This is a genomic window from Parasphingomonas frigoris, from assembly GCF_036663815.1.
GTDB lineage: Bacteria > Pseudomonadota > Alphaproteobacteria > Sphingomonadales > Sphingomonadaceae > Sphingomonas.
Genome location: NZ_JAXOJQ010000001.1, coordinates 929,052 through 954,736, shown reverse-complemented (window position 1 = coordinate 954,736; position 25,685 = coordinate 929,052). Strand labels below are relative to the sequence as shown.

The window sequence follows — 25,685 nt, the reverse complement described above, 5'->3', positions numbered from 1 at the left end:
CGCTGTCGCGTCGCAATGGGGGACGGTCGATGACGAACGGGACGCGCAGCAAGAGCCAGCGCGCCATGCGACGGATCGCTCGTCTCGCCGTCGCGGCGGTCGCGGTCACCCCGGCGCTGCTCGCGGCCCAGCAAGCAGCGTTGCCGCTCCTTCCCATGCCCGCCAGCATTGTTCGCGGCGCTGGCAGTTTCACGGTGGCTGCTGGGGCGGGAATCACCGTTCCGGCGGGCGACGCGGATGCCGCAGGCGCCGCGCAACTGCTGGTCGCGCAGGTCGCCAACACACGCGGCCTCGCGCTGCGCATTACGCGCGACGCAGCACCGATCCGGTTCGAGCGAGACCCCGCAGTGGTCGGCGCTGAGGGCTATCGGCTGACGGTCGACGCGCGGGGCATCCGCATCGCCGCGGCGACGCATGCCGGTCTGGTCTACGGCGCGATGACGCTGGCGCAATTGCTCAGCCCCGATGGCGCGCGCGGCGGTGCGGTCGCGGTGCCGCTGCTCGACATTCGCGATGCGCCGCGCTTTGCCTGGCGCGGGTTGATGATCGATCCCGCACGGCACTTCCAGCCGCTGCCGTCGCTCTACCGGATCGTCGACCAGATGGCGGCGGTGAAGCTCAACACGCTCCATCTGCATCTCACCGACGACCAGGGCTGGCGCTTCGAGGTCAAGCGCTATCCCAAGCTGACCGAGATCGGCGCGTGGAGGAAGGGCCCCAGCACCGGCGGACCGGCGCCGACGACGCGCGTCGGCGGCTTCTACACCCAGGCAGAGCTACGCGCGCTGGTGCGTTACGCCGCCGAGCGCAGCATCACGATCGTTCCCGAGATCGACTTGCCTGGCCACGCGCAAGCGCTCGTCGCGGCCTATCCCGAAATGGGCGTGCTCGGCGACCGGCCCGCGGTGAGCCACGATTGGGGCGTCAATCCGTATCTGTTCGATCCCGGTCCCAAGGGCGTGGCCTTTGTCGAGAACGTGCTCGACGAACTGATCGCCGTCTTCCCCGGTAGCTTCGTCCATCTCGGTGGCGACGAAGCGGTCAAGGATCAATGGCAGCGCTCGCCACGCGTCCAGGCGCAAATGAAGACGCTTGGTCTCAAGGACGAGAATGCGCTGCAGAGCTGGATGATCGACACCTTCGGTCGCTATCTCGCGAGCAAGGGGCGGCGGCTGATCGGTTGGGACGAGATCCTCGAAGGCGGCCTGCCGCCATCGGCCTCGGTGATGTCGTGGCGGGGCGAGAAGGGCGCGGTCGATGCCGCGAACCAGGGGCATGACGTCGTGCTGACGCCTGCGCCGACGCTGTATTTCGACAGCCTGCAAAGCGATCAGGCCGACGAGCCGCCCGGCCGCCTGTCGATCCAGACGCTCGCCGATGTCTATGCCTATGAGCCGATGCCCGCCGGGATCGATGCCGCCAAGGCCAAGCATGTGCTCGGGGCGCAGGGCAATGCGTGGAGCGAGTATCTCGTCACGCCGTATCAGGTGCAGCACGCCATCTTCCCGCGCGCCGCCGCGCTGGCCGAGACGACCTGGTCGACCGCGCCGCGCGACTTTCCCGGCTTCGTCGCGCGCCTGCAACCGCAGGTGCTGCGCTGGCGGCAGGGCGGGGTCGAGGTGGCCGACAGCGCCTTTGCCGTGACCTATCGCCTGCAGGGGACGCGCGGCGATGCGCTGCGGAGCGGCAAGCTGAGCGTCGCGCTGGCGACGCAGGCACCCGCCGGCACGATCCGCTACACGCTCGACGGCAGCGCGCCGACGGCCCGCTCGCCCGCCTATGCCGCGCCGCTGGCGCTCGCGTCCGGCGCGACGATCCGCGCTGCGGCGTTCGGCGAGGACGGCGTCGCGATCGCCGGCGCGCGGGCGTTTGCGACCGACCGTGCGGCGCTGCTCCATCGTTCGGCGTCCGATCTTGTGGCGTGCCCGCGCGGCGCGCTCGGCCTGCGCGTGCCGTTGACGTCGGAGGCGCAGGGCAATGCGCCGGTGTTCAACATCAACCTGTTCGATACATGCAGCGCATATCCGGCGGCACCGCTCGACGTGGCGAAGGGCTTCACGGTGCAGGTCGCGCGGCTCGCCCGGCATTACGGGCTGGCGCACGAAGCGTCGGCGGTGCGCGAGCATTACAATGTGACCGCGCATGGCGAGTTGGTCGTGCTCGCCGGTTGCCAGGCCGGGCGCAAGGGCCCGCCCGACAAGGACGCGCCCGCGCCGGTGGTGGCGGCGAGCTTCCCCTTGCCCGATCCGGCGACGGCGCCGACACTGCTGACCTTCTCGGGCGCGCTGCCGCCGATGGCGGGGGATCGCGACCTGTGCTTCCAGTTCACCTCGCCGGTCGCCGAACCCTATTATGCGGTCGCCGATGTTCAGCTGCGGGAGACGCGCTGATGCGCGCGCTCCTCCACGGCATGGCGCTGGCGGCGTTGCTGTCGAGCGCGAGCTTCGTCGGCGCAGCACCCCGTCAGGCGATCACGCTCGACAGCGGATGGCAGGCGCGGATCGCACCCGGCGATACCGACGCGGTCGCCGCACACCGGCGCGAGGCGCGCTGGTTCGCGGTGCATGTGCCCGGCAGCATCCAGCAGGATCTGATCGCGCAGCGCCGCGTGCCCGATCCGTTTTTGGCGACGAACGAAGCCGCGATCCAATGGGTCGGGCGGACCGACTGGCAGTATCGCCATACCCTCGTCGCGACGCCGGCCTTGCTGGCGCGCGATCATCTCGATCTCGTGTTCGACGGGCTCGACACCTTCGCGACGGTGACGATCAACGGGCAGGCCGTGCTCCGCGTCGATAATGCGCATCGCCGTTGGCGGATCGACGCCAAGCGCTATCTCAAGCCCGGCGCGAACACGATCCTGATCACCATCGCCGCGCCGATCCGCGCGCTCGCGCCGGTCGTGCTGGCGGCGAAGCGGCCGCTGCCGGGCGAATATGACTCGGCGTTTGGCGATGATCCCGGCGGGCGCCAGACGTCGCCCTATATCCGCAAGCCGAAATACAATTACGGGTGGGACTGGGGTCCGCGGATCATCACGATCGGGCCGTGGCGTCCGGTCCGGCTCGAGGCGTGGGACAGCGCGCGGATCGACACGCTGCGCGTCGACCAGGATGCGCTGAACGACGCCGAGGCGCGGTTGTCGGCGCGCGCGACGGTGCAGGCGGATCGTGCCGGAGCGGCGACGCTGCGCGTGGTGCTGACGGGGCCGGACGGTGCCCGGCAGGAGGTGACCCAGCGCGTCACGCTGGCGGCGGGGGACAATGCGGTGACGCTGCCGCTTACCGTCGCGCAGCCGCAGCGCTGGCAGCCGGTGGGCTATGGGGCGCAACCGCTCTACCGCGTGGCGGCGACGCTCGAACAGGACGGCGCTGCGACCGACACGGCCGAACGGCGGATCGGCCTGCGCACGGTCGAGCTGATCCGCGAGCGCGGCGCGATGGGGTTTCGCGTCAACGGCACGCCGATCTTCGCCAAGGGCGCCAACCTGATCCCGTTCGACAGCTTGCCGACGCGCACCAATGCCGCGACGATGCGCCCGCTGCTGCTCGCCGCGCGCGACGCCAACATGAACATGCTGCGCGTCTGGGGCGGTGGCTATTATCTCGACGACGCCTTTTACGACATGGCCGACGAGCTCGGGCTGATGGTGTGGCAGGACTTCATGTTCGGCGGCGCCGTCACGCCGCCCGACGCCGCGTTCCGCGACAACGTCCGCATCGAGGCGGAGCAGCAGGTCGAGCGGCTCGGCACTCACCCCTCGATCGTCTTGTGGGCGGGCGGCAACGAGGTGCTGTCGGGCTGGGAGAATTGGTCCGACCGCAAGGCCTATAAGCGCGCCGTCGGGCCCGACGAGCAGGAGCGCGTCGGCGCCGGGATGGCGGTGCTGTTCGATCGCGTGCTGCGCGACGCGGTGCTGACCCGCTCGCCGGGGACGCCCTATTGGCCGGGCTCGCCGTCGACCGATTACGAAGGGCCGGTCGATACCGATGCGGCGGGCGACCGCCATTTCTGGGACGTGTGGTCGGGCTCGAAGCCGGTCGAGCTCTATCTCGATGCGTGCCCGCGCTTCATGTCGGAATATGGCTTCCAGGCGATGCCCGACATGGCGACGATCCGCGACTTCGCCGGGCCGGGCGTGCTGACCCCGGACAGTCCGGTGCTGAAGGCGCACCAAAAGTTCCTGGCGGGCGAGGGCAACTCGCGGCTGCGGCTCTACATCCACGACCGGCTCGGCGAGCCCAGGGATCTCGGCGATTTCGTCTATCTCAGCCAGGTCAACCAGGCCGAGGCGATCGCGCTGGCGGCGCTGCATCACCGCGCGTGCCGCCCGGTGACGATGGGCTCGCTCTACTGGCAGCTCAACGATGTCTGGCCGGCGATTTCCTGGTCGAGCATCGATCATGCCGGCCGCTGGAAACTGCTCCACTATGCCGCGCGTCGGTTCTTCGCGCCGCAGGTGATCGTCGCCGAGCATGTCGGCGGGGCGACCCGGCTTGCCCTCGTGTCCGACGCGACCGCGCCGACGCCCGCGCGCTGGCGCATCCGGGCGTTCGACATGGCCGGCCGGCTGCTCGCCGAGCAAGGCGCTGCCGTCACGCTGCCGCCGCTCTCCGCCACCGAGGCGGCGCGGATCGACGATGCCACGCTGTTCGCCGGGGCCGACGCCAAAACGAGCTATGCGGTGGCCGAATTGCTGGTCGGCGACGCCCCGGTCAGCCGCGCAATTATCGAGCGCGGGGTGCCCAAGGACATGGCTTATCCCGATCCCGGATTGCACGCGACCTGGCATGGGCGCGACCTTACCGTCACCGCGACGGCGCTCGCCCGCGCAGTGATGCTCGATTTCGGCGCGGTCGGCGCGCAGCCGTCCGATGACGGGTTCGACCTGCTCCCCGGCGAAAGCCGCACCGTCAGCGTCGCGTCGGCGGCCTCGCCTGCTGCGTTGGCACGGGCGCTGACGCTGCGCTCTTTGGGGTCGCGCCGATGATCTGGTTGTTGCTCGCGGCACAAGCCGCACAGCTCGATCCCGCGGCGATGACGCCCGAGGACAAAGCGGCGCAGCTGCAAAGCAGCGCGCCCGCCGATCCCAAGGCCGGGCTGCCGGCCTATGACTGGTGGAGCGAAGGGCTGCATGGCCTGGCGCGAGATGGCCATGCGACCGTCTTCCCGCAGGCGATCGGCATGGCGGCAACGTGGGACGCGCCGCTCGTCAAGCGCATCGGCGACGTGGTCGCGACCGAGGCGCGCGCCAAGTTCAACGCGCGACCGGTCGATGCCGAGCGGCGGATCTACGAGGGGCTGACGATCTGGTCGCCCAACATCAACATCTTCCGCGATCCGCGCTGGGGGCGGGGGCAGGAGACCTATGGCGAGGACCCGTATCTGACCGGGCGGCTCGGCGTCGCCTTCGTCACCGGCCTGCAGGGGCCCGACCCGGCGCACCCCAAGGTCATCGCCACGCCCAAGCATTTCGCGGTCCATAGCGGCCCCGAAGCGGGGCGCGACGGCTTCGACGTCGATCCCTCGCCGCAGGACCTCGAGGCGACCTATTTCCCCGCGTTCCGCGCGGCGATCACCGAGGGCAAGGCGGGGTCGCTGATGTGTGCGTACAATGCGATCCACGGCGTTCCGGCCTGCGCCAGCGCTCCGCTGCTGGTCGAGCGGTTGCGGCACGACTGGGGGTTTACCGGCTTCACCGTGTCGGACTGCGATGCGGTCGGCAACGTCCAGCTGTTCCATCATTACCGGCTCGATGCGGCGGGTGCCGCGGCGGCGTCGCTCAGGGGCGGGACCGATCTCAACTGCGGCTCGACCTATGCCGCGCTGCCGGCGGCGCTGCGGCGCGGACTGGTGAGCGAAAGCGAGATCGACACCGCGCTGGCGCGCACCCAGGCGGCACGGCGCGCGCTTGGCATCGCTTATGGCGCGACCAGCCCGTGGTCGCGGATCGCACCCGATCAGGTCGCGACCCCCGCGCATCAGGCGACCGCACTCGAGGCGGCGCGCAAGTCGATCGTGCTGCTGCAGAATCGTGGCGACCGCCTCCCGCTCAAACCCGGAGTGCGGATCGCGGTGATCGGCGCCGATGCCGATGATCTCGGCGTGTTGCAGGGCAATTACCACGGCACTGCGATCGCCCCCGTCACCCCGCTCGACGGCATCCGTCGCGCGTTCGGCGCGGGGAATGTGCGCTATGCCCAGGGGTCGGTGCTCGCCGATGGCGCGCCGGTGCTGGTGCCCGAGACGGCGCTTCGGGCGGACGAGGCCGCAGGCCTGCGGGCAGACTATTTCGCGACGCATGATCTCACCGGCCCGCCGCTGGTGACGCGGCACGAACGGCGGATCGATCTCGACTTCAATCGCGCGGCGCCCGTCGCGGGGCTCGGCGCGACGTGGAGCGCGCGCTGGTCGGGCGAGCTCGTCCCGTCGGGGCCGGGGGCGTACCGTCTCGTCGTCGACGTGCCGGCCTGCTGGAAATATTGCAAGGCGCACGATGCCGTGCGGCTGTGGATCGACGGACGTCCGCTCGCGACGGGTGCGGTAGCGAAGGGTCGGATCGAAATACCGCTGACCAGCGACGGCCGCGCGCTGTCGTTCAAGCTCGAGCTCGATCACAGCAGTGAGGATGAAGGCATCCGCTTGCTGTGGGAGCCACCGGCCGACGCGTTGCGCAGCGAGGCGGTTGCCGCGGCGAAGGACGCCGACGTGGTGGTGGCGGTGGTCGGCCTTTCGCCCGATCTCGAAGGCGAAGCGCTGTCGGTCAGCGTGCCGGGCTTCGTCGGCGGCGACCGCACCGACATTGCGCTGCCGTTTGCGCAGCGCCGCCTGCTCGACGCGCTCAAGGCGACGGGCAAGCCGCTGGTAATCGTCCTGACCAGCGGCAGCGCGGTTGCGCTCGACCCGCAGGCCGCCGATGCGATCCTCGCCGCCTGGTATCCGGGCGAAGCGGGCGGCACCGCGATCGCCGAGACCCTCGCCGGGCGCAACAACCCCTCGGGGCGGCTGCCGGTGACCTTCTACGCCAGCACCAACGACCTGCCGGCGTTCGTCGATTACGGGATGAAGGAGCGCACCTATCGCTATTTCACCGGCACCCCGCTGTGGGGCTTCGGCCACGGCTTGAGCTACACGCGCTTCGCCTATGCCGCGCCGGTCGCGCGCGTCAGCGTCGTCGCCGGGCAGAGCACGTCGATCCGCATCCGCGTCCGCAACGTCGGCGCGCGGGCGGGCGAGGAGGTGGTGCAGGCCTATCTCGTCCCGCCGGCCGGGGCAGGGGGCGGGCTGACCACGCCGGTCCTGCAGCGCCAACTCGTCGGCTTCACCCGCCTCGCGCTCGCACCCGGCAAGCAAGGCGAGGCCAGCTTCACGCTCGATCCGCGCCGCCTCAGCCTGGTCGCACGCGACGGGACGCGCGCGGTCGAGCCGGGCGCGTATCGCCTGTTCCTCGGCGGCGGGCAGCCGGGCAGTCAGCCAAATGGGGCGCCCGGCGTGTGGGTCGATCTCGTGATCACCGGCACGCGCCAGGTCTTGCCGAAGTGACGCTCACCCGCCGCGATGCGCTGGGCGTGGGATTGGGCGGCGTCGCGCTGGCGGCGGCGCCCGCCCGCGCCGCGCCGGCTTTCGCGAGCCTGCGTCCCGCCGCTGCCGCGCGCTCGTTCGTCAGCCCCGCGGTCGAGCGCGAGATCGTGCGCGTCAGCACGCTGATCGCCGACCCCAAGCTGCGCTGGATGTTCGCCAACTGTTACCCCAACACGCTCGACACGACGGTGCGGATGGGCGTGGTCGACGGCGCACCCGACGCGTTCGTCATCACCGGCGACATACCCTGTCTGTGGCTGCGCGATTCCTCGGCGCAGCTGACGCCCTATCTCCATCTCGTGCGCGGCGACCCCGCTCTCGCTACGCTGTTCCGCGGCCTGATCGCGCGGCAGGCGCGTTCGATCCTGATCGACCCCTATGCCAATGCCTTCCTCGAAGATCCGGGCGCGAAGACCGATCTCGACTGGGCGCTGCACGACCGCACCGAGATGAAGCCGGGCGTCGCCGAGCGCAAATGGGAGATCGACTCGCTCTGCTACCCGATGCGGCTCGCGCACGGCTATTGGCAGGCGACGCACGATCCGGCGCCGTTCGATGCGCAGTGGGCCGCCGCTGCCCGGTTGAGCGTCGCCACCTTCCGCGCGCAGCAGCGCAAGGACGGGCCGGGACCGTACCGCTTCCTGCGCGCCTCGGATCGCAATATCGAGACGGTGCCGCTCGAGGGGTGGGGCAATCCGTCGCGTGCCGTGGGGCTGATCCACAGCGCGTTCCGGCCCTCGGACGATGCCTGTGTCTATCCGTTCCTCATCCCGTCCAACCTGTTCGCCGTCACCGCCTTGCGCGAGCTGGCGACGGTGGCGACCGGCGCGCGACGGGACGCAAAGCTCGCCGCCGATGCGCGCGCGCTGGCGGACGAAGTCGAGCATGCGCTGCGGGCGTATGGCCGGATGCGGCTGCGCGACGGGCGCGAGGTCTGGGCATATGAAGTCGACGGCTTCGGCAACGCGCTGTTCATGGACGATGCCAATGTCCCGTCGCTGTCGGGGCTCGCCTATCTCGGCTGCGCTGCTCCGCGCGATCCGCTGTGGCGGCGCACGCGCGATGCGGCATGGAGCGATGCCAACCCCTATTTCTTCCGCGGCTCGGCCGGCGAGGGGATCGGCGGCCCGCATGTCGGCCTGCGCCAGATCTGGCCGATGTCGCTGATCGTCCGCGCCCTGTCGAGCGACGATCCGGCGGTCATCCTGCGCTGCCTCAAGACGTTGCGCGACAGCGACGCCGGCACCGGCTTCATCCACGAAAGCTTCGACCAGGACGATCCCGCGCGCTTCACGCGGCGCTGGTTCGCCTGGGCCAATGGCCTGTTCGGCGAACTGATCGTGCGGCTCGCCACCGCCCGACCCGCGTTGCTGGGGCAGCTGCTATGACGATCGACCGACGGACCCTGCTCGGGAGCTCCGCGCTGGCGCTTTTCGCGAGCACGCTGCCCGGGCGCGGCGCGGCGCGTAGCACCGGAGATGCGCCCAATCTGCTGATCGGCACCGGCGGCGACGGGCATACCTATCCCGGCCCGACGCTGCCGTTCGGCATGGTCCAGCTCGGCCCCGATACCGATGTCGAGCGCTGGGCGACCTGCTCGGGCTATCACCATGGCGACGGCTCGATCATGGGGTTCAGCCATACCCATCTGTCGGGCACCGGGATCGGTGACATGCTCGACGTGCTGGTGATGCCGGGGACCGAGCCGGTGCAGCTCGAGCCGGGGCCGTTGTCCGACCCCGACGCGGGCTATCGCCAGCGCTTCTCGGACGAGCGGGCGGAGCCCGGCTTCTACCGCGTCGCGCTCGAATCGGGCGTGCGGGCCGAGCTGACGGTGACCGAGCGCACCGGCTGGCACCGCTATACCTTCCCCAAGGGGGCAGGGCATGTCCTGATCGACTTGTCGCATCTCATCGGCGATGCGACCGGCGCCGCGCCGCTGATTGACGAGGCCAGCCTCGCGATCGACGGCGACGGGACGATCACCGGCGGGCGCCGGGTGTTCCGCTGGGCGAAGGGGCGGCGCATCCACTTCGCGCTGCAAGCTTCGCGCCGGCCCGACCGCGTCAGTTTCTTCGGCGATGCCGATGTCGCGCAGCCCGATGGCACGCGGCAGGTCGCGGGCAAGCGGCTGAAGATGGTGCTGCACTGGGACGATGCCGGCGCCGCACCGATCGTGCTGCGCTGCGCGATTTCGGGCGTGGACGTCGCCGGCGCGCGGGCGAACCTGGCCAGCGAGGCCAGGGACTGGAATTTCGATGCTGTCGCCCATGCCGCCCGCGCAAAGTGGGCGAAGGCGCTCGATGCGGTGCGCGTCACCGGTGGCAGCGCCGACCAGCGCGCGATCCTGGCGACCGCGCTGTATCACGCGCAGCTCGCGCCGACGCTCTTCTCCGATGTCGACGGGCGCTATGCCGGGCTCGACGGGCAAGTCCACACCGTGCCCGCCGGCGGTGCGGCCTATAGCAGCTGGTCGCTATGGGACACGTATCGCGCGCTGCATCCGCTGCTCACGCTGATCGACCCAGCGCGCACCAAGAGCCTGATCGACGACCTGATCCGCCAGACCACGCAATCGCGCTATGGCCCGTTGGTCTGGCCGTTGCAGGGCAAGGAGACGGGGACGATGATCGGCTGGCACGGCGTCGTCCCGCTCGCCGAAGCGCGGGCCAAGGGCGTGCCCGCCGACTATGCCGCCGCCTGGCCCGCGATCGCCAAGCGCAGCTTCGACTTCACCGCGCCCGATCGCAACAACAGCCGCGGCCGCGAGCTGTACGACCGGCTCGGCTATGTGCCCGCCGACGCGGTCGACGAGAGCGTCAGCCGCACCCAGGAATATGCCTATGACGACTGGGCCTCGTCGCACATCGCGCGCGCGGCCGGGGCAGGCGAAGACGCCGACCGGCTGCTGCGGCGATCGGGCAATTGGAAGAACGTCATCGACACCGGCACGGGCTTTGCGCGGCCGCGCTTTGCCGATGGCAGCTGGTGGTCGCCCTACGATCCGATCCAGCTCGGCCACACGACGGACTATCGCGACTATACCGAGGCCAATGGCTGGCAGGCGACCTTTCTCAACCAGCACGACATCTATGGCCGGATCGCGCAGGGCGGCGGCGATGCGGCGTTTGCGGCGAAGCTCGACGCGCTCTTCTCCGCGCCGTCGACCTTGCCCGCCAACGCCCCGCCCGACATTTCCGGCCTGGTCGGCCAATATGCGCATGGCAACGAGCCCGATCAGCACGCCCCCTATCTCTATGCCTATGTCGGCCAGCCGTGGAAGACGCAGCGCCTGGTGCGGCGGCTCTGCACCGAGATGTATCGCAACGACCCCGACGGCATCATCGGCAATGACGATTGCGGGCAGATGAGCGCGTGGTTCGTCTTCTCGGCGCTGGGCTTCTATCCGGTCGACCCGGTCGAGGCGGCCTATGTCTTCGGTTCGCCCTTGTTCGAGCGCGCGGTCATGCGGCTCGGCGACAAATGGCTGGTGATCGAGGCGCCCGGCAACCGCGCCGACAGGCCCTATGTCGCCGCGGTCGCGTGGAACGGCGTGCCGTGGCGCAAAAGCTGGATCGACCATCGCACGCTGGCGGGGGGCGGCACGCTGCGCTTCACCATGTCGGCGAAGCCCAATCCGCGCTTCGGCGAAGCGCGCGCCGATCGCCCGCCCTCGTTTGGCCACCCTGCCTGATTTTGGAGATACCCGTGATCCGTCCTTCGCGCCGCGGCGTGCTTGCCTCCGGCCTTGCCGCCACTGCCACCGCCACTGCCGTCCCCGCGCTCGCCAAGGGTGCGGTGGCACCGCCGCAGCCGTGGGGCGCGACGCCGTCGAAGCGTCAGCTCGCCTGGCACGCACGCGGGCAATATGCCTTCGTCCATTTCTCGATCAACACCTTCACCGACAAGGAATGGGGGTATGGCGACGAAGATCCGGCGCTGTTCGACCCGACCGACTTTTCGCCCGACCAGATCGTCGCGGCGGCCAAGGCGGCCGGCATGACGGGCATCATCCTCACCGCCAAGCATCATGACGGCTTCTGCCTGTGGCCGACGCATCTGACCGAGCGCTGCATCCGCAACACGCCCTACAAGCAGGGCAAGGGCGACGTGGTCGGCGAGATGGCGGCGGCGACCCGCCGCGCCGGGCTCGCTTTCGGCCTCTATCTCTCGCCGTGGGACCGGCATCATCCCGAATACGGCCGGCCGGCCTATGTCGACTATTTCCGCAAGCAGATCGTCGAGCTCTGCACGCGCTATGGCGAGCTGTTCGAATTCTGGTTCGACGGCGCCAATGGCGGCGACGGCTATTATGGGGGCGCGCGCGAGACCCGCAAGATCGATGCGCCGGCCTATTACGACTGGCCCAAAACAGTCGCGCTGGTGCATCAGTATCAGCCGATGGCGTGTACCTTCGACCCGCTCGGCGCCGACCTGCGCTGGGTCGGCAACGAGGACGGCGTCGCGGGCGATCCGTGCTGGCCGACGATGCCGAACCATCCCTACGTCCAGTCCGATGGCAATAGCGGCGTGCGCGGCGGCGCCTTGTGGTGGCCGGCCGAGACCGACGTGTCGATCCGCCCCGGCTGGTTCTACCACGCCGACGAGGATGCCAAGGTCAAGACGCCCGCGGAGTTGCTGCAACTTTACGACACCTCGGTCGGGCGCGGCACCAACCTCAACCTCAATTTGCCGCCCGATCGGCGCGGGCGTTTGGCCGATGGCGACGTCGCGGTGCTGCGCGCCTTCGGTGCGGCGCAGGCGGCGACCTATGCGCGCGACCTCGCACACGGCGCGATCGCGACCGCGAGCGACACGCGCGGCCCGGCCTTCGCCGCCGCGCGCGTGCTCGACGGCCGGCGCGAAAGCTATTGGTCGAGCGGCGACGCGGTGACGACCCCGAGCCTGACGCTCGATCTGCCGCCGGGGCGGCGCTTCGACCTGATCCGGCTCAGCGAATATCTGCCACTCGGCGCGCGCGTCACGCGCTTTGCGGTCGATGCCGAGGTCGACGGCGCATGGCGGACGCTTGCCGAGCATGAGGCGATCGGACCGCAGCGCATCATCCGGCTGCCGCAGCCGATCACGGCGCGGCGGGTACGTCTCCGCATCGTCGCGGCGCCGGTCTGCCCGGCGATCAGCGAGGTCGCGCTGTTTCTGCAAGTCCAGCCGGCCGCGGTCGTGCCGGTGCGCGCGCACGATGCGACGACGCTGTCGAGCGCGGGCTGGCGGGTCGTGACCGCCTCAAGCCCTGGCGCCGAGGCGTTGCTCGATGACGACGCGGCGACGCGCTGGACGGTGCCGGCGCCGGTGCCGGGCCGGCCCGCCAGCGTGACGATCGACATGGGCGCGGTGGCAGCGCTCGCCGGGATAAGCGTAACGCCATCGCGGACGATCGCCAAAGGCGTGGCGCCGCCGCGCGATTATCGTTGCGAGACCAGCCTCGATGGTGAGCGCTGGGAGCTCGCGGCGGCGGGCGAACTTCCGAATATCGCCTATGCGCTGGCGACGCAGCGGATCGCGTTCGGCACAGCGCGGTCGGCGCGGTGGATTCGCCTGAGCTTCACGCAGACCGCGGTTCCGGCCGACTCGCTTGCGCTCGCGGGCATCGGTGCGTTTCTCAAGCGATAGGGCTGGTCGTCAGGCGTTCCGAGCGTCGGGGCTGGCCGCAACGCCGCGGTCGTCCGCGCGCTGGCCGAAGCGGGCGTACAGCGTCGGCAACACGAACAGCGTCAGCAGCGTCGCCGAGATCAGCCCGCCGATGACGACCGTCGCCAGCGGCTTCTGCACTTCCGCGCCGGCGCCGGTCGCGAACGCCATCGGGACGAAGCCAAGGCTGGCGACGAGCGCGGTCATGACGACCGGGCGCAACCGCTGGAGCGCGCCTGTCCGCGCGGCCTCGGCACGGTCCATGCCCGCGCGGACCAGATCCTGCACCGCGCTGACCATCACGAGGCCGTTCAGCCCTGCTATCCCGGACAAAGCGATGAAGCCCACCGCGGCCGAGATCGAGAAATCCATGCCGCGGGCGAACAGCAGGAGGATGCCGCCGACCAGCGCGAACGGCACGCCGGTAAAGACGATCGCGGCATCGCGCACCGACCGCAAGGCGCCGTAGAGCAACAGCAGGATCAGCGCGAAGCAGGCGGGTATGACGAGCCGGAGCCGCTGGCTGGCGGATGCGAGCGATTCGAACTGACCGCCCCATTCGAGATAGGTGCCGGCGGGCAGGCGGACCCCGCGCGCCACCGCGGCCTGCGCCTCGGCCACGACGCCGCCGACGTCGCGGCCGCGCACGTTCGCCTGCACGACGACACGGCGCTTGCCGTTCTCGCGGCTGATCTGGTTCGGGCCGTCGACGACCCGGATCGCGGCGACGCTCGACAGCGGCACATAGCCACCGCCGGCGACCGGCACCTGCACCTGTTCGAGCAGCCCGAGATCGGCCCGTTCCGCGTCGGTAAGGCGGATGACGACCGGAAAGCGCCGATCGCCCTCGAAGATGACGCCCGCCGCGCGACCGCCGAGCGTGGCGGTGATCGTGTCCTGGACATCCTGCGCGGTGACGCCGACGCGCGCCATCGCGTCGCGATCGACGCGAATGTCGAGCATCGGGAGGCCGGTCGTCTGTTCCACCTTCACGTCGGCCGCGCCGCGTGTCGCGCGCAGGATGTCGGCGATCTGGTCCGCGGTGCGGTTCATCGCGGTGACGTCGTCGCCGAACACCTTGACCGCGACGTCGCCGCGCACGCCGGCGATCAGCTCGTTGAAGCGCATCTGGATCGGTTGCGTGATCTCGTAGGCGTTGCCGGGGAATGTCCCGAGCTTGGTTTCCAGCCGCGCGACTAGGTCGGCCTTGGCGAGCTTGGGGTCGGGCCATTGGTTACGCGGTTTGAGGATCACGAACATGTCGGTCGCGTTGGGTGGCATCGGGTCCGAGGCGAGCTCGGCCGTGCCCGTCTTCGAAAAGACGAACCGCACCTCGGGCTGTTTCGCTACCATCCGCTCGAGGGGCGCCTGCATCGTCTGGCTTTGCTCGACCGACGTCGCCGGGATACGCAGCGCCTGAATGAGCAGATCGCCCTCGTCGAGCTGCGGCAGGAACACCCGCCCCAGCGTCGTGAAGGCCAGCGCCGCCAGCACCAGGCTGGCCAGCCCCGCGCCGATCGTGAGCGACGGCCGCTGCATCGCCCGCGCGAGCCCAGGCGCGTAGCGCCGCTTGAGCCACGCGACGACCCGGCCGTCCTCCTCGTTCACCCTGCGCGACAGCAGACAGGCGATCGCTGCGGGCACGAAAGTCAGCGAGAGGAGGAAGGCGAACAGCAAGGCGATGATGACGGTCAGCGCCATCGGCACGAACGTCTTTCCCTCGACCCCGGAGAGCGTGAGCAGCGGCACATAGACGAGGATGATGATCGCCTGGCCATAAACCGAAGGGCGGATCATCTCGCGGGCTGCGGTCGCGACCGCGTCCAGCCGTTCCTCTAGCCCCAGCAGGCGGCCCGCGCGATGCTGTCGCTCGGCGAGCCGCCTCAGGGCATTCTCGACGATGATCACCGCGCCATCGACGATCAGCCCGAAGTCGAGTGCGCCCAGGCTCATCAAATTGGCCGAAACACCGAGGTGCAACATGCCGAACCCGGTCAGCACCATCGTGACCGGGATGACCGCTGCCGCGATCGCGGCAGCGCGGACATTGCCGAGCAGCAGGAACAGCACGACGACGACCAGCAGCGCGCCCTCGGAGAGGTTCCTGGCAACGGTCCCGATCGTTGCGTTGACCAGCGCGGTGCGATCGAGCACCGGCTGGACCACCACGTCGGGCGGCAGCGAGGCATTGATTGCCTTGAGCCGATCGGCGACCGCGGTCGCGACGGTCCGGCTGTTCTGGCCGATCCGCATGATCGCGGTGCCGACGACGACCTCGGTCCCGTTCTCCGACGCCGAGCCCATCCGGATCGCCTGGCCCGTTCGGACGGTCGCGACCTGATCGAGCGGAATCGGCACGCCCTCGCGTGTCGCGACGACGGTGCGCGCGAGGTCCGCCGCGTTGCGGATCAGCGCGTCGGATCGGACCGCCAGGCCTTCGCCGTTGCGGTTGACGAAGCCGCCGCCGATACTCCTATTGTTCTTTTCGAGTGCGGTGCCGAGATCGCTCAGCGAGATGCCGAGCGCCGCGAGCTGCTGCGTGTCGGGCACGACGAGATACTGCTTGGCATAGCCACCGATCGCATCGACCCCGGCGAGACCGGGCGTGTTCTTCAACAGCGGCGTGACGATCCAGTCCTGCGTGGTCCGCAGATAGGTCGCCTTGTCCGCTTCGCTGGTCAGCCGTTCGCCTTCGGGCGTGATGTAGCTGCCGTCGGGCTGCTGCCCCGGTTCGCCGGGACGGTGCCGGTCGTCGGCGCGATGGTCGAGCCGTACGGTCCACATATAGACTTCGCCAAGCCCCGTCGCGATCGGCCCCATCTCCGGGTTCACGCCATCGGGCAGGCTTTCGGAGACGCCCTGCAATCGCTCGCCGACCTGCTGGCGGGCGAAGTAGATGTCGGTCGAATCCTCGAACACAGCGGTGATTTGCGCAAAGCCGTTGCGGCTGAGCGAGCGCGTGTTGGCGAGACCGGGGATGCCGGCGAGCGCGGTCTCGATCGGGAATGAGACCTGCTTCTCGACCAGTTCGGGCGAGAGCGCGGGCGCGCGGACGTTGATTTGCACCTGGTTGTTGGTGATGTCGGGCACCGCGTCGATCGGCAGCCGATAGAGCGAATAGCCGCCGATGATGGCGACGATGGCGGTGAGGAGCAGGACGAGCCAGCGCTTCTCGACCGCCCAGGTGACGATATGACCGATCACGCCATCACTCCTCGTGCGCCGCTTCGCCCTTGCCGAGATCGGCCTTGAGCGTGAAGCTGCCGGTGGTGGCGATCCGCTCCTGGCCGGTCAGGCCGGAGCGGACGATGACGGTATCGCCCGCGGCATCGCCGAGCGTGACCCGGGTCGCCTGAAACCCACCACGCGTGCGGACGAACACGACCGACGCCCCCGCGATCGTCTGAACCGCCGTGGTCGGCACCCGGACTGCGCTGTTCGCACCGCTGTCGCCGAGCGCGATCGCGGCGGTGACGGGTTCGCCGACGCGCCACTGACCGGCGGTGTTGTCGAGCGTCGCGATGACCGGCACCTGCCGCGTTCGTGGATCGAGCGCGGGGGATATGAAGCTGATCCGGGCGCGTGCCTGTCGCCCCGGCGCCGTAACCGTGACGAGCGCGCCCGGTTTCACCCGGCCCGCATCCTGCGGCTTTAGATTGAGCGAGAGCGAGACGCGGGCGAGGTTGGCGATGCGATAGAGTTCGCTTTCCGCCGCCACGGTCTGCCCCAGCACGACCGGTCGGGCGATGATCTGCCCCGCGATCGGCGCAGCGATGCCGAGCCGGTTGAGCCCACCGCCGCCGCCGCCCGCCGCCGATAGCTGGCTCTGCGCCTGCCGGTAGGCGATCCGCGCCTCGATCGCCGCGGTTCGGGCGGCGATGAGGTCCTGTTCGGGCGATACCGATTGCGCGAACAGCCGCTGCTCGCGCGCGAGATTGGAGGTGGCGAGCGCGAGCCGGGCCCGAGACGCCTCGACCTCGCCCTTGAGCTGCGCGGCCTCGCGGCTTTCGATCACCGCGATCGTCTCGCCGCGCCCGACCGACTGGCCGAGATTGCGCGTCAGTGCGACGACGCGCCCGCCGATCGCCGCAGATACGACCTGCATGCCCTGCGGATCGCCTTCGATCGTCGCGGGCAGGTCGATCGTGCCCGCGCCGCCGGTCAGCGGGCGGCCGATCTGGATACCCGCCGCGGCGATCTGGTCCGCCGACAGCATCACGGCGCCCTCGTCGGCATGCGCGGCGGCGTTGCCGTCGGGTTCGGCACGCGCTGCATCCCTCGTGTCGGCGCCGCCGCCACACGCGGCGAGCGACAGCGCGAGGAGGAGCGGCAGGAAACCCCGCGTCGAAACGGTCGTCATTGGTCGGATCCCCCGGACAGGACGGCCGGTGCAGGCGCGGTCAGGCGTTCGAGCTGCGCACGGGCGAGGTGATAGGTGGCAAGCGCGTCGATCACCGCGATGCGGGTCTCGGCGAGCGTGCGTTCGGCATCGAGCAGATCGAGCTGGCCGAACTTGCCCTCGCGATAGCCGATCCGCGCGATGCGGGCAGCTTCGTTCGCGGCCGCGAGCGCTGGGCCAGCCGTCGCGCGTGCCGAGGTCGCGGCATTCTCGACGTCGACCTGCGCATCGGCGATCGCTTGCTCGACATCCAGCGCGGTCACGCGCCGCACCGCCTCGGCGCGGGTCCGTTCCGCGGTCGCCTGCGTGATGGCGGCACGACCGGTGTTGAACATCGGGATGGGGATCGAGATCGCGAACACCGCTGCCGTGTCGTTGGTCGCCGCCAGCCGCCGCAACCCGGGTCCGACAGTGATGTCCGGGACGCGGTTGGCGCGCGCGAGCCGGATGCCGGCGCTCGCGATCGACAGATCGGCGTCGGCCGCGGCGAGCGCCAACGTGCCGTCGATCCGGGGCGGCTCGGCGGGTCCGACGGCGACCGCCGGAACACGATCGAGGAGTCCGGCATCGAGCGGCGCGTCGATCGGGCGTCCGAGGCGCCGTGCGAGGTTGGTCCGCGCCGCCGCGCTGAGCCGGGCCAGCCGTTCGACCATGGCTTCGGCGTTGATTCGGGCGACGTCGGCGCGCTGCCGCTCGAGCGGCGATGCGCGCCCCGCCTGAACGCGAACCGCGGCGCCGCGGAGCACGTCCCCGGCAATGCGCGCCTGGTCGCGCGCAGTCGCAAGCCGGCGCTCGCCCGCGATCGCCGCGACATAGAGCTGCGTCACCTGCAACCGGGTATCGGCCGCGACGATCGCTGCGTGCAGCTCGGCCCGTGAGAGCTGCGCGCTCGCGGCGGCCATGCGGGCGCTGCGCTTGCCGCCCAGCTCGATCGGGAGGGCGACACCGATCGTCGTCTCGGCGCTGCGCAGCCCGCGATACGGGCCCGAACCGACGATGTTCTCGACCTGTCCCTGGAGGACGGGGTTGGGCCGCAGCCCGGCCATCGTGCGCCCGGCCTGCGCCTCCGCGATCGCAGCCTGCGCAGCGGCGCCGGCGGGCGCCACGCCGCCGGCGACGGCGACGGCCTGGTCCAGCGTGAAGATCGGCTGCTCCGCCCGCGGTGTAGCCCCAACCGGTGCCGACGCTGGTCGTGCCGGTACCTGCTGCGCCTGCGCCATCGCAGCGGAGCATGCCGCGGCCACTACGGCCGCGAACCTCTTTTTCATGGAAGGATGATCCTGACAGAAACGGTCGGACCGGCGAATGCCGGCCGGCGGATGTCGTCAGGCGGTGGCGGGGGGCCTCAGCGCCGGGTCGACCGCACGCGACGCCGGCGCGTTGTCCGGCGCGTAGGCCGCCCGCAGGCCGTTCGCAGGCATCAGCGTCGGAAGCGTCCCGGTCGCCGGCACGTCCAGCGATGCGCCATGGCACGTGCCATGATGGTGCGAGATCGCAGTGTCGCTATCGCCCGGCGACTGATCGGTGTCGCCGTCGCTATGCACGGTACCGCTGCACTCGATCGACACCGGCCCGGGAAGTTCGCGCGCGTGAACGGTCGCGCTGATCATCAGCGATGACGCGATCATGACGAGGACCAGGGACCAGAGCGTTCGAAGCATTGCGAATCCTCTAGGGGAAAAGCCGTCGCCTGTCATCTGGCTCCATGTCGCATCGCCGCGGTGCAGCGCGCGCCTAGCCGCGAGCGTTTGAGTCGTGTAGCCAGGGGAGGAGGCCAGGGCAGAGCGCCGTGCTCGCGCTCGCCTCGGACGACTGGAGCGACGGACATACCACGCAAGCCAAATTATGATTTCGAGCGCCGCGAGCGCGAAAAGACCAAGGCGGCGGAATCCGCCAAGAAGGCGCAGGCCAAATCGGACAAGCGCGCGGCCGAACAGGGTGCGCCGGCTGCCGATCGAACGGACGATCTTTGAGTCTCCTGCAGCGATGACGGAAACGCCCGACGGCACGCTCGCGCGGCTTGGCTGGAAACCCTTCTTCAGCGTGCAGGTCTCGGCCGAAGAGCGCGATCATTGCCAGCCCGCACGCGTCCTGTCGGTTCATCGCGGCCGGGTGACGGTGTCGGGCGAGGCGTTCGACGGCTCGATCGCGTCGAGCCTTCCGGTGCCGGGCGGAGCGGAGGATCGGCCGACCGTCGGCGACTGGCTGCTGATCGACCGGAGCAGCCAGACGCTGGTACGCATTCTCGCGCGGACGAGCCTGTTCAAGCGGCCTGCACCGGGGAACGACCGTCGCACGCAGCTGCTCGCCGCCAACGTCGACACGCTGTTCATCGTCACGTCGTGCAACCAGGATTTCAACGTCGCGCGGATCGAACGCTATCTCGTGCTCGCGCGCGAGGTCGGCGTCCGGCCGGTCGTCGTCCTGACGAAAGCCGATCTTTGCGCCGAGCCCGAACAGTTCGTGGCGGCGGCGCGCGCGCTCCAGTCGGGGTTGCAGGTCGAATGTGTCGACGGGCGCGACCTGACGATCGCCACGCGGCTTGCCCGCTATTGCGGATTGGGCGAGACGGTGGCGCTGGTCGGCTCTTCGGGTGTCGGCAAGTCGACTCTCGTCAACACGCTGACGGGGTCGGACAAGGCCGCGACACAGGCGGTCCGTGCCGACGACGGCAAGGGCCGGCACACCACGACCGTCCGCGAAATGCATCGGCTTGCCGGGGAGTGCGGGGACGCGGACGGGGGCGGCTGGCTCGTCGACACGCCCGGAATGCGCGAACTCGGCATGGCTGAGGTGGCCGCCGGCGTGACCGAGGTGTTCGACGACGTTACGGCGGTGGCGCTCACCTGCCGGTTCACCAATTGCGCGCATGCCGACGAGCCCGGCTGCGCGATCCAGGCCGCGATGGGGCAGGGCGATCTGGATCCCGCGCGGTTCGAGCGGTGGCGCAAGCTCGTGCGCGAGGATATCGTCAACAGCGGTGCGCTGGCCGTGCGCCGCGCACGTTCCGGAAAAGCGGGAAGCAGGCGCTGACGCTCTCCAATCCTTACTGTATTAGTATAATAATACAGTAGGGATTGGAGAGCGAAATGGGGTATCTCGGGATTATCGCCGCACTGGCCGCTCGCGTGACCTCACCCGCGCCTCCGCCCCTTGCCGAGCAAGCGGTCAGGGCGGCGGACACCGCTTTCTGGGCGGCGTTCAACGCCTGCGATCGGACGCGAATGGGGCGGATGTTCACGCCGGATGTCGAATTCTATCATGACAAGACGGGCGCGACGATCAGCCGCGCCGCGGTGGTGAAATCGCTCATGGACGGCCCCTGTGGCACGCCGGGCTTGCGCGTCCGTCGCGAGGCCGTTGCTGGCTCGCTGTCGTACGACCCGATTCCCGGCTTCGGCGCGATTTCGACCGGGCGGCATCGCTTCTATGCCCAGATGCAAGGCCAAGCCGAGCATCTCGACGGGGAAGCGCGGTTTGCCGTCGTCTGGCAATTTGCCGCAGGGCAGGTGCGGATCCGGCGCGTGCTCAGCTTCGCGCACGGTCCAGCGCTATAGCCGTCCGCGCGGTAGCGCTCCGTCGGCTGATGCGCGCTCGGCGGCGTGCAGCGCCGCCCGTACCGGGGCGCGTCAGCCGATGACCGCGGAAAGGTCGGTCCGCCCGGCATCGCGCTCCACCGCACCCCGCCCGTCGCCACGTTCCAGCGTTGGCGCTGCGGCGCTGCTCAATCCGCCAGCCCCAACGCCGCGCGATCGGCGGTCGCCGCTGCCAGCTCCGCGCGCGCCGCCGCGATCCGCGCCTGCGCGTCGATCAGCCGGACGCGTGCGTCGGTCGCGGTTTCCTCGCGTTGATTGACGAGAAAGAAGTCGCCCGATCCGAGCTCGAAGCGCCGGCGCTCGGCGGCGGCGAGGCGCTCGGCGAGGCGCTGCTCCTCGTCGGCGATCGCCGCGAGGCGTTCGGTCGCGCCCACCGCGATGACGATCCCTTCGACCTCGATGGCGATCTGGTCGCGCAGGAAGCGGCTGCGGTGCGTCAGCGCGTCGATCTCGGCGCGGGCTTCGGCAACGCGCCCCTTGGCGGCGCGGTTCTGCAACGGCACGCTGAAGCGGAAGCCGACCGCGGCATCGAGCGGGGTCCGGCTCGGCCCGCCGAGCCCGACCGCGCCGAAATCCTTGCCCACCTCTCCGCGTAGATCGAGCCGCGGCGACAGGTCGTTCTCCGCGAGCATCAGCCGGGCAGTCGACTGGTCGATCCGCGTCAGGATCGCGCGATAGTCCGGCCGACGCAGCGGCTCGGTGCGGTTGCCCGCCAAGGCAATTCCGGCGAGCGCGCTGGCATCGGTCGGCAGCCGCTCGGCTGACACCAGTAGCGGCGCGCCGGCGTCATCGCGCAGGTGGAAGGAGAGGGCGTTGGCCGCCGTCGCAAGATCCTGTTCCGCCCGCACGGTGAGCGCGCGGCGCCGGACGAGGTTCTGGTCGTTCTCGACGAGCAGGATCTCGGGCCGCGCGCCCAGCGTAATCTGGCGCGAGATCGCGCTGCGACGGCGTTCGGCGAAATCGAGCAAGTCGCGATACGCGCGCAGCCGCAAGCCCGCCGCGACCCATGCCTGATAGGTGTCAACCGCGCGCCGTTGTACCCCGATCGCGACCATCGCCGCCTCGAACCGCGCGATGTCGATATCGCCGCCCGCGACGCTGCGCCGCGTCCGCCGCTCGTCGACGACGCGATCGCGCAGCAAGGCGAACAGCGCGCCGACCTTCGCTTCGCCCAGCCGATTGGTGTAGGCCTGGTCCTCATAGACCGGGAAGCTCCCGCGTGAGGCGCGGTAGCCGCCATAGACATAGCCGCCATTGGCGGTGAGCGGCCGCGTCGCGCGGCCTTCGACGACGCTGCCGTCATAATATCCCGCCACGCGCGACCGGCCGTCGACCTCGAACACCGTATCGAACGCGCCCTCCGCCGTCAGCGAACGACCTTCCGCCTGCCGCACCCGCGCGAGCGCCTCGACAATCTGCGGAGCCGACCGCGCGGACGACCGCAGAACCTCGTCCAGCGTCAGCGGCGCGACCTGGGCCATCGCTGCGAGCGGGCACAGCAGAGCGAACAGGGACAGGAACAGGCGGATCATTTCTTGCCACCTTCCTCGCCGGCCGCATCCTTCGACGGCTCTGCCTTGGCCGCACCCTTCGGGTCGCCCTTCGAAGGCGCAGCGGGTCGACGCCCGAACTCGAGCGGGAAGTCGTTTAGCTGGCGCCAGAGCTCGTACCCGACGAGCACCGTCTCGCCCTGCACCCAGCCGCGCACCTTGCCGCCGGGCCGGACATAGTCGCGGGTCGGCCAGGCGGGCTTGCCCGGCGCGGGTTCGATCAGGATGCGGAACAGGCCATCGGGCGCGGCATTGGGATCGATCGCGCGGACGCGGCCGTCGAACATGCCCTGCGCGACCGACGGCCAGCCGCTGAACTGGATCGCCGGCCACCCTTCGAATTCGAGCCGGACCGGATGGCCGGCGCGCACCAGCGGCATGTCGCGGCCATCGACGTAGAGCTCGACCGCGCGCTCGACGCGTTCGGGCGCGATCACCGCGAGCACCGTGCCGGGCGACACCATCGCCCCGCCGGTCGCGGCGTTGAGCTGTTGCACGCGGCCATCGCGCGGCGCGCGCACCAGCTGCGCCGACTGGCGGTTGAGCTGGATGTCGATCCGGTTGAGCTTAGCACGCGCCTCGGCGAGCTTGGCGCCGGCGTCGGCGACCTTGATCTGCGTCTGTTCATAGTCGCGGCGTGACGCGAGTCCTTCGGTGAACAACTGGCCGGTGCGGCGCACGTCGATTCCGGCGACCGCACGGCCCTGCTCGATCGCGGCGATCTCGGCCTGGACCTGCGCGCGCTCGGCGCCGAGACGCGACAGCAGGTCGGGATCGAGATCGACGACGCGCGCGATCGGGTCGCCCTTGGCGACATGCTGCCCGTCCTGGACGTACCAGCGCTCGACGCGGCCGGGGACGAACGCGGTCACCTGCTGCTGGCGGTCGTCGGGATCGAGCGCGACGACTTGGCCCGTGCCGCTGGCGGTCTGCACCCACGGCACCAGCGCCATGATCGCCACAGCGATGCCGATCCCGAGCAGGAGCATCCAGGCGAGCGCGACCGCCACACGCGGCGCGCGCATCGCCGCCAGTGTCGGGAAGTGCGCGATGCGGTCAGGCCGATACGGCATTGTCGCTCCCCGTCTGCGCAGCACTCCGCGTATCGGCGATCAGCGCCTCGCGCGTCGCGAAGCGTCGCTGTCGGTGCGGTTCGAGGCGGAACCAGCCGTCGAGCGTGATGTCCTCAGGACGGCCGGTGCACAGCAGGACCGTCGTGTTCGCCGCCTTCAGCCGACGCAGCACGTCGGTCAGCCGTGTCGCCGGGATCAGATCGTAGAGTTGCGACAACATCAGTACGCGCGGGCGGACGAGCAGCGCGTTGGCGAGCTTCAGCGCCATCACCTCGCCGATCGACAGCGGATAGCCCGATCCCGCGAGCGGCGTGTCGAGACCGTGCGGGAACCGCGCGATCCGCTCGCGCAGGCCGACCGCCTCGAGCGCGTAGAGCATCGTGTCCGACAGCGGCGGTGCGATGCCGAGCGAAAGATACTCGCGGATCGTCACCTCGACGATGGTCGGGCGATCGAGCACCATTACCTCGGAGCGCAGGAGATACATGTCGAACGTCGCGAGGTCCGCGCCGCCGACCGTGACCAGCCCGCGCCCGGGCATGCTGTGGCGCTTGAGCACCATTGCCAGCAGGCGCTCGGCACCGCCATCGGCCACCGTCACGAGCTGCTCCCCCGCCGCCAGCGCAAAGTCGAAACGCGCCTCCTCGATCTCGACACCCTCGAGCCGGACCGCGCCGTCGGCCGGGGCCTGCCCCGCCGCTGCGACGGCCTGCTCCTGCGGAATCGCAAACAGCTGCGACAGTTCCTCGGCGCTGGCGACGAAGTCGTACAGCGTGTCGAGATACCAGCCGAGCTGCGAAATGCCGTAGAACACCCCGCTGAGGATCAGCTCGGCAGCCACCAGCTGGCCGATCGACAATTCGCCGGCAAGGATCAGATTGCCCCCGAGCGCGAGCAGGGCCGCACTGGCAAAGGCGTAGAGCAGCAGGAAGGCGACGGTCTGCGTGAAACTGTAGCGGAAATAGCGCTGGTGGCGGTCGACATAAGTCGCGGTGACGGCTTCGGAGCGATCCATCGCGAAATCGAGGTGGCGGCTCGATTTGTAGAAGCCGTTCGAGGCGCCGACGCTTTCGAGCCAGCGCGCTGCGTCGTGCTTGGCATGGCTCAGCGCGACCGCCGAGCGGATCGACCCGCGCGACCAGAGCAGCCAGATCGTCAGGACGAGCAGCAGCAGCAGGGCGTTGAACGCGAGGAAGAAGGGATGGTAGAAACTCGTGACGACCAGCCCAACGGCGGATTGTAGCAGGATGGTGAAGGCACCGATGACCAGGCTCGGCACCGCCTTCTGCACCACCACCAGGTCGAAATAGCGGTTGAACAGGTCGCCGCGATTCTGGTCGACGAAGAACGGGTTTTGCGCGTGCACCGCGCGCACCGTGATCTCGGCGACGACGCGGGCGAAGAAGCGGCGCTCGAACAGCGCCATCACCCAGAAGCGCAGCGCACTGAGACCCGCGACCAACAGGAGCAGCAGTAGCAGCAACCCTGCCAGCGTCCACAGCGGTGCAGGGAGCGCGGTATTCGCCACGCTGTTGATCAGCAGTTGCACCGAAATCGGCGTGGCGAGCGACAAGAGGCTGATCGCGACGCCGTAGACCATCGCCAGCCGCAGGTACGGCACATCGGGTCCCACAATCTCCGACAGCCAGGCCGCAGCTTCGCGCCAACCGATCGCCTTACCTGCCATGTCCTCATCCGTCCTGATTGAGCCCGGGGCCCAGGGCGGCCGCGACGGGTCATTGGCGCAAATATGGGTAAGCCTTACTGTCGATATTTATAGCAATCCGGCGGCGGCGCGCAACATGTCGGCGATCAGCTTGCCCGCGCGGGCGATCTT

General features: G+C 69.9%; 15 protein-coding genes. 8 read left to right on the top strand and 7 right to left on the bottom strand.

The window, feature by feature from the left end; all coding sequences use genetic code 11:
• Positions 1-29: 29 nt before the first annotated feature.
• The 6 genes from U1872_RS04445 to U1872_RS04420 are packed head-to-tail and all read left to right on the top strand — an operon-like array spanning position 30 to position 13,212.
• Positions 30-2,390 (top strand): beta-N-acetylhexosaminidase, encoded by a 2,361-nt coding sequence (locus U1872_RS04445; RefSeq protein WP_332791644.1) that lies wholly within the window; start codon positions 30-32, stop codon positions 2,388-2,390.
• Complete coding sequence (locus U1872_RS04440; RefSeq protein ID WP_332791643.1) at positions 2,390-4,990, top strand: beta-mannosidase; 2,601 nt, start codon at positions 2,390-2,392, stop codon at positions 4,988-4,990. Before U1872_RS04445 ends, U1872_RS04440 begins: the two co-directional genes overlap by 1 nt.
• Positions 4,987-7,542: a glycoside hydrolase family 3 C-terminal domain-containing protein gene (locus U1872_RS04435; protein WP_332791642.1), complete on the top strand. Its 2,556-nt coding sequence runs from the start codon at positions 4,987-4,989 to the stop codon at positions 7,540-7,542. Before U1872_RS04440 ends, U1872_RS04435 begins: the two co-directional genes overlap by 4 nt.
• Positions 7,539-8,969: a glycoside hydrolase family 125 protein gene (locus U1872_RS04430; protein WP_332791641.1), complete on the top strand. Its 1,431-nt coding sequence runs from the start codon at positions 7,539-7,541 to the stop codon at positions 8,967-8,969. The genes U1872_RS04435 and U1872_RS04430 overlap by 4 nt, the downstream gene beginning before the upstream one ends.
• Complete coding sequence (locus tag U1872_RS04425; protein WP_332791640.1) at positions 8,966-11,275, top strand: GH92 family glycosyl hydrolase; 2,310 nt, start codon at positions 8,966-8,968, stop codon at positions 11,273-11,275. The genes U1872_RS04430 and U1872_RS04425 overlap by 4 nt, the downstream gene beginning before the upstream one ends.
• A 14-nt stretch (positions 11,276-11,289) precedes the next feature.
• The gene (locus tag U1872_RS04420; RefSeq protein ID WP_332791639.1) at positions 11,290-13,212 is read left to right on the top strand and encodes an alpha-L-fucosidase; all 1,923 of its coding nucleotides are present in this window, start codon (positions 11,290-11,292) and stop codon (positions 13,210-13,212) included.
• A 9-nt stretch (positions 13,213-13,221) separates the two neighbouring features.
• Here the strand turns inward: U1872_RS04420 and U1872_RS04415 are convergent, their stop codons facing one another.
• The 4 genes from U1872_RS04415 to U1872_RS04400 are packed head-to-tail and all read right to left on the bottom strand — an operon-like array spanning position 13,222 to position 19,290.
• Entirely contained in the window at positions 13,222-16,434 is a 3,213-nt protein-coding gene (locus tag U1872_RS04415; RefSeq protein WP_332791638.1) for an efflux RND transporter permease subunit, read from the bottom strand.
• 4 nt (positions 16,435-16,438) lie between these two features.
• Positions 16,439-17,590, bottom strand: coding sequence for an efflux RND transporter periplasmic adaptor subunit (locus U1872_RS04410; protein ID WP_332791637.1), 1,152 nt, complete (start codon positions 17,588-17,590; stop codon positions 16,439-16,441).
• Complete coding sequence (locus U1872_RS04405) at positions 17,587-18,897, bottom strand: TolC family protein (protein ID WP_332791636.1); 1,311 nt, start codon at positions 18,895-18,897, stop codon at positions 17,587-17,589. Before U1872_RS04405 ends, U1872_RS04410 begins: the two co-directional genes overlap by 4 nt.
• 57 nt (positions 18,898-18,954) lie before the next feature.
• Positions 18,955-19,290: a hypothetical protein gene (locus U1872_RS04400; protein ID WP_332791635.1), complete on the bottom strand. Its 336-nt coding sequence runs from the start codon at positions 19,288-19,290 to the stop codon at positions 18,955-18,957.
• 325 nt (positions 19,291-19,615) lie between these two features.
• Between U1872_RS04400 and rsgA the strand changes: the two genes are divergently transcribed.
• Together rsgA and U1872_RS04390 are read left to right on the top strand one after the other, a co-directional pair.
• Complete coding sequence (gene rsgA / locus U1872_RS04395; RefSeq protein ID WP_332791634.1) at positions 19,616-20,662, top strand: ribosome small subunit-dependent GTPase A; 1,047 nt, start codon at positions 19,616-19,618, stop codon at positions 20,660-20,662.
• 56 nt (positions 20,663-20,718) lie between these two features.
• Positions 20,719-21,186 carry a nuclear transport factor 2 family protein gene (locus U1872_RS04390; RefSeq protein WP_332791633.1) on the top strand — a complete coding sequence of 156 codons (468 nt, stop codon included), beginning with the start codon at positions 20,719-20,721 and terminating at the stop codon, positions 21,184-21,186.
• Positions 21,187-21,353: 167 nt separating this feature from the next.
• On the opposite strand, the gene U1872_RS04385 is transcribed toward U1872_RS04390, so the two are convergent.
• Genes U1872_RS04385 through U1872_RS04375 form a run of 3 tightly spaced genes read right to left on the bottom strand, consistent with a single transcriptional unit; the run spans position 21,354 to position 25,535 of the window.
• Positions 21,354-22,757: a TolC family protein gene (locus U1872_RS04385; protein WP_332791632.1), complete on the bottom strand. Its 1,404-nt coding sequence runs from the start codon at positions 22,755-22,757 to the stop codon at positions 21,354-21,356.
• Entirely contained in the window at positions 22,754-23,848 is a 1,095-nt protein-coding gene (locus U1872_RS04380; RefSeq protein WP_332791631.1) for an efflux RND transporter periplasmic adaptor subunit, read from the bottom strand. The genes U1872_RS04385 and U1872_RS04380 overlap by 4 nt, the downstream gene beginning before the upstream one ends.
• Positions 23,832-25,535 (bottom strand): ATP-binding cassette domain-containing protein, encoded by a 1,704-nt coding sequence (locus U1872_RS04375; RefSeq protein ID WP_332791630.1) that lies wholly within the window; start codon positions 25,533-25,535, stop codon positions 23,832-23,834. Before U1872_RS04375 ends, U1872_RS04380 begins: the two co-directional genes overlap by 17 nt.
• Positions 25,536-25,685: the final 150 nt, after the last annotated feature.

What these genes read in the sequence shown, in the direction of transcription:
- U1872_RS04445 (WP_332791644.1), top strand. Translation starts at nt 30, where the DNA reads ATGACGAACGGGACGCGCAGCAAGAGCCAGCGCGCCATGCGACGGATC.
- U1872_RS04440 (WP_332791643.1), top strand. Translation starts at nt 2,390, where the DNA reads ATGCGCGCGCTCCTCCACGGCATGGCGCTGGCGGCGTTGCTGTCGAGC.
- U1872_RS04435 (WP_332791642.1), top strand. Translation starts at nt 4,987, where the DNA reads ATGATCTGGTTGTTGCTCGCGGCACAAGCCGCACAGCTCGATCCCGCG.
- U1872_RS04425 (WP_332791640.1), top strand. Translation starts at nt 8,966, where the DNA reads ATGACGATCGACCGACGGACCCTGCTCGGGAGCTCCGCGCTGGCGCTT.
- U1872_RS04410 (WP_332791637.1), bottom strand. Translation starts at nt 17,590, where the DNA reads ATGACGACCGTTTCGACGCGGGGTTTCCTGCCGCTCCTCCTCGCGCTG.
- U1872_RS04405 (WP_332791636.1), bottom strand. Translation starts at nt 18,897, where the DNA reads ATGAAAAAGAGGTTCGCGGCCGTAGTGGCCGCGGCATGCTCCGCTGCG.
- U1872_RS04400 (WP_332791635.1), bottom strand. Translation starts at nt 19,290, where the DNA reads ATGCTTCGAACGCTCTGGTCCCTGGTCCTCGTCATGATCGCGTCATCG.
- rsgA (WP_332791634.1), top strand. Translation starts at nt 19,616, where the DNA reads ATGACGGAAACGCCCGACGGCACGCTCGCGCGGCTTGGCTGGAAACCC.
- U1872_RS04390 (WP_332791633.1), top strand. Translation starts at nt 20,719, where the DNA reads ATGGGGTATCTCGGGATTATCGCCGCACTGGCCGCTCGCGTGACCTCA.
- U1872_RS04385 (WP_332791632.1), bottom strand. Translation starts at nt 22,757, where the DNA reads ATGATCCGCCTGTTCCTGTCCCTGTTCGCTCTGCTGTGCCCGCTCGCA.
- U1872_RS04380 (WP_332791631.1), bottom strand. Translation starts at nt 23,848, where the DNA reads ATGCCGTATCGGCCTGACCGCATCGCGCACTTCCCGACACTGGCGGCG.
- U1872_RS04375 (WP_332791630.1), bottom strand. Translation starts at nt 25,535, where the DNA reads ATGGCAGGTAAGGCGATCGGTTGGCGCGAAGCTGCGGCCTGGCTGTCG.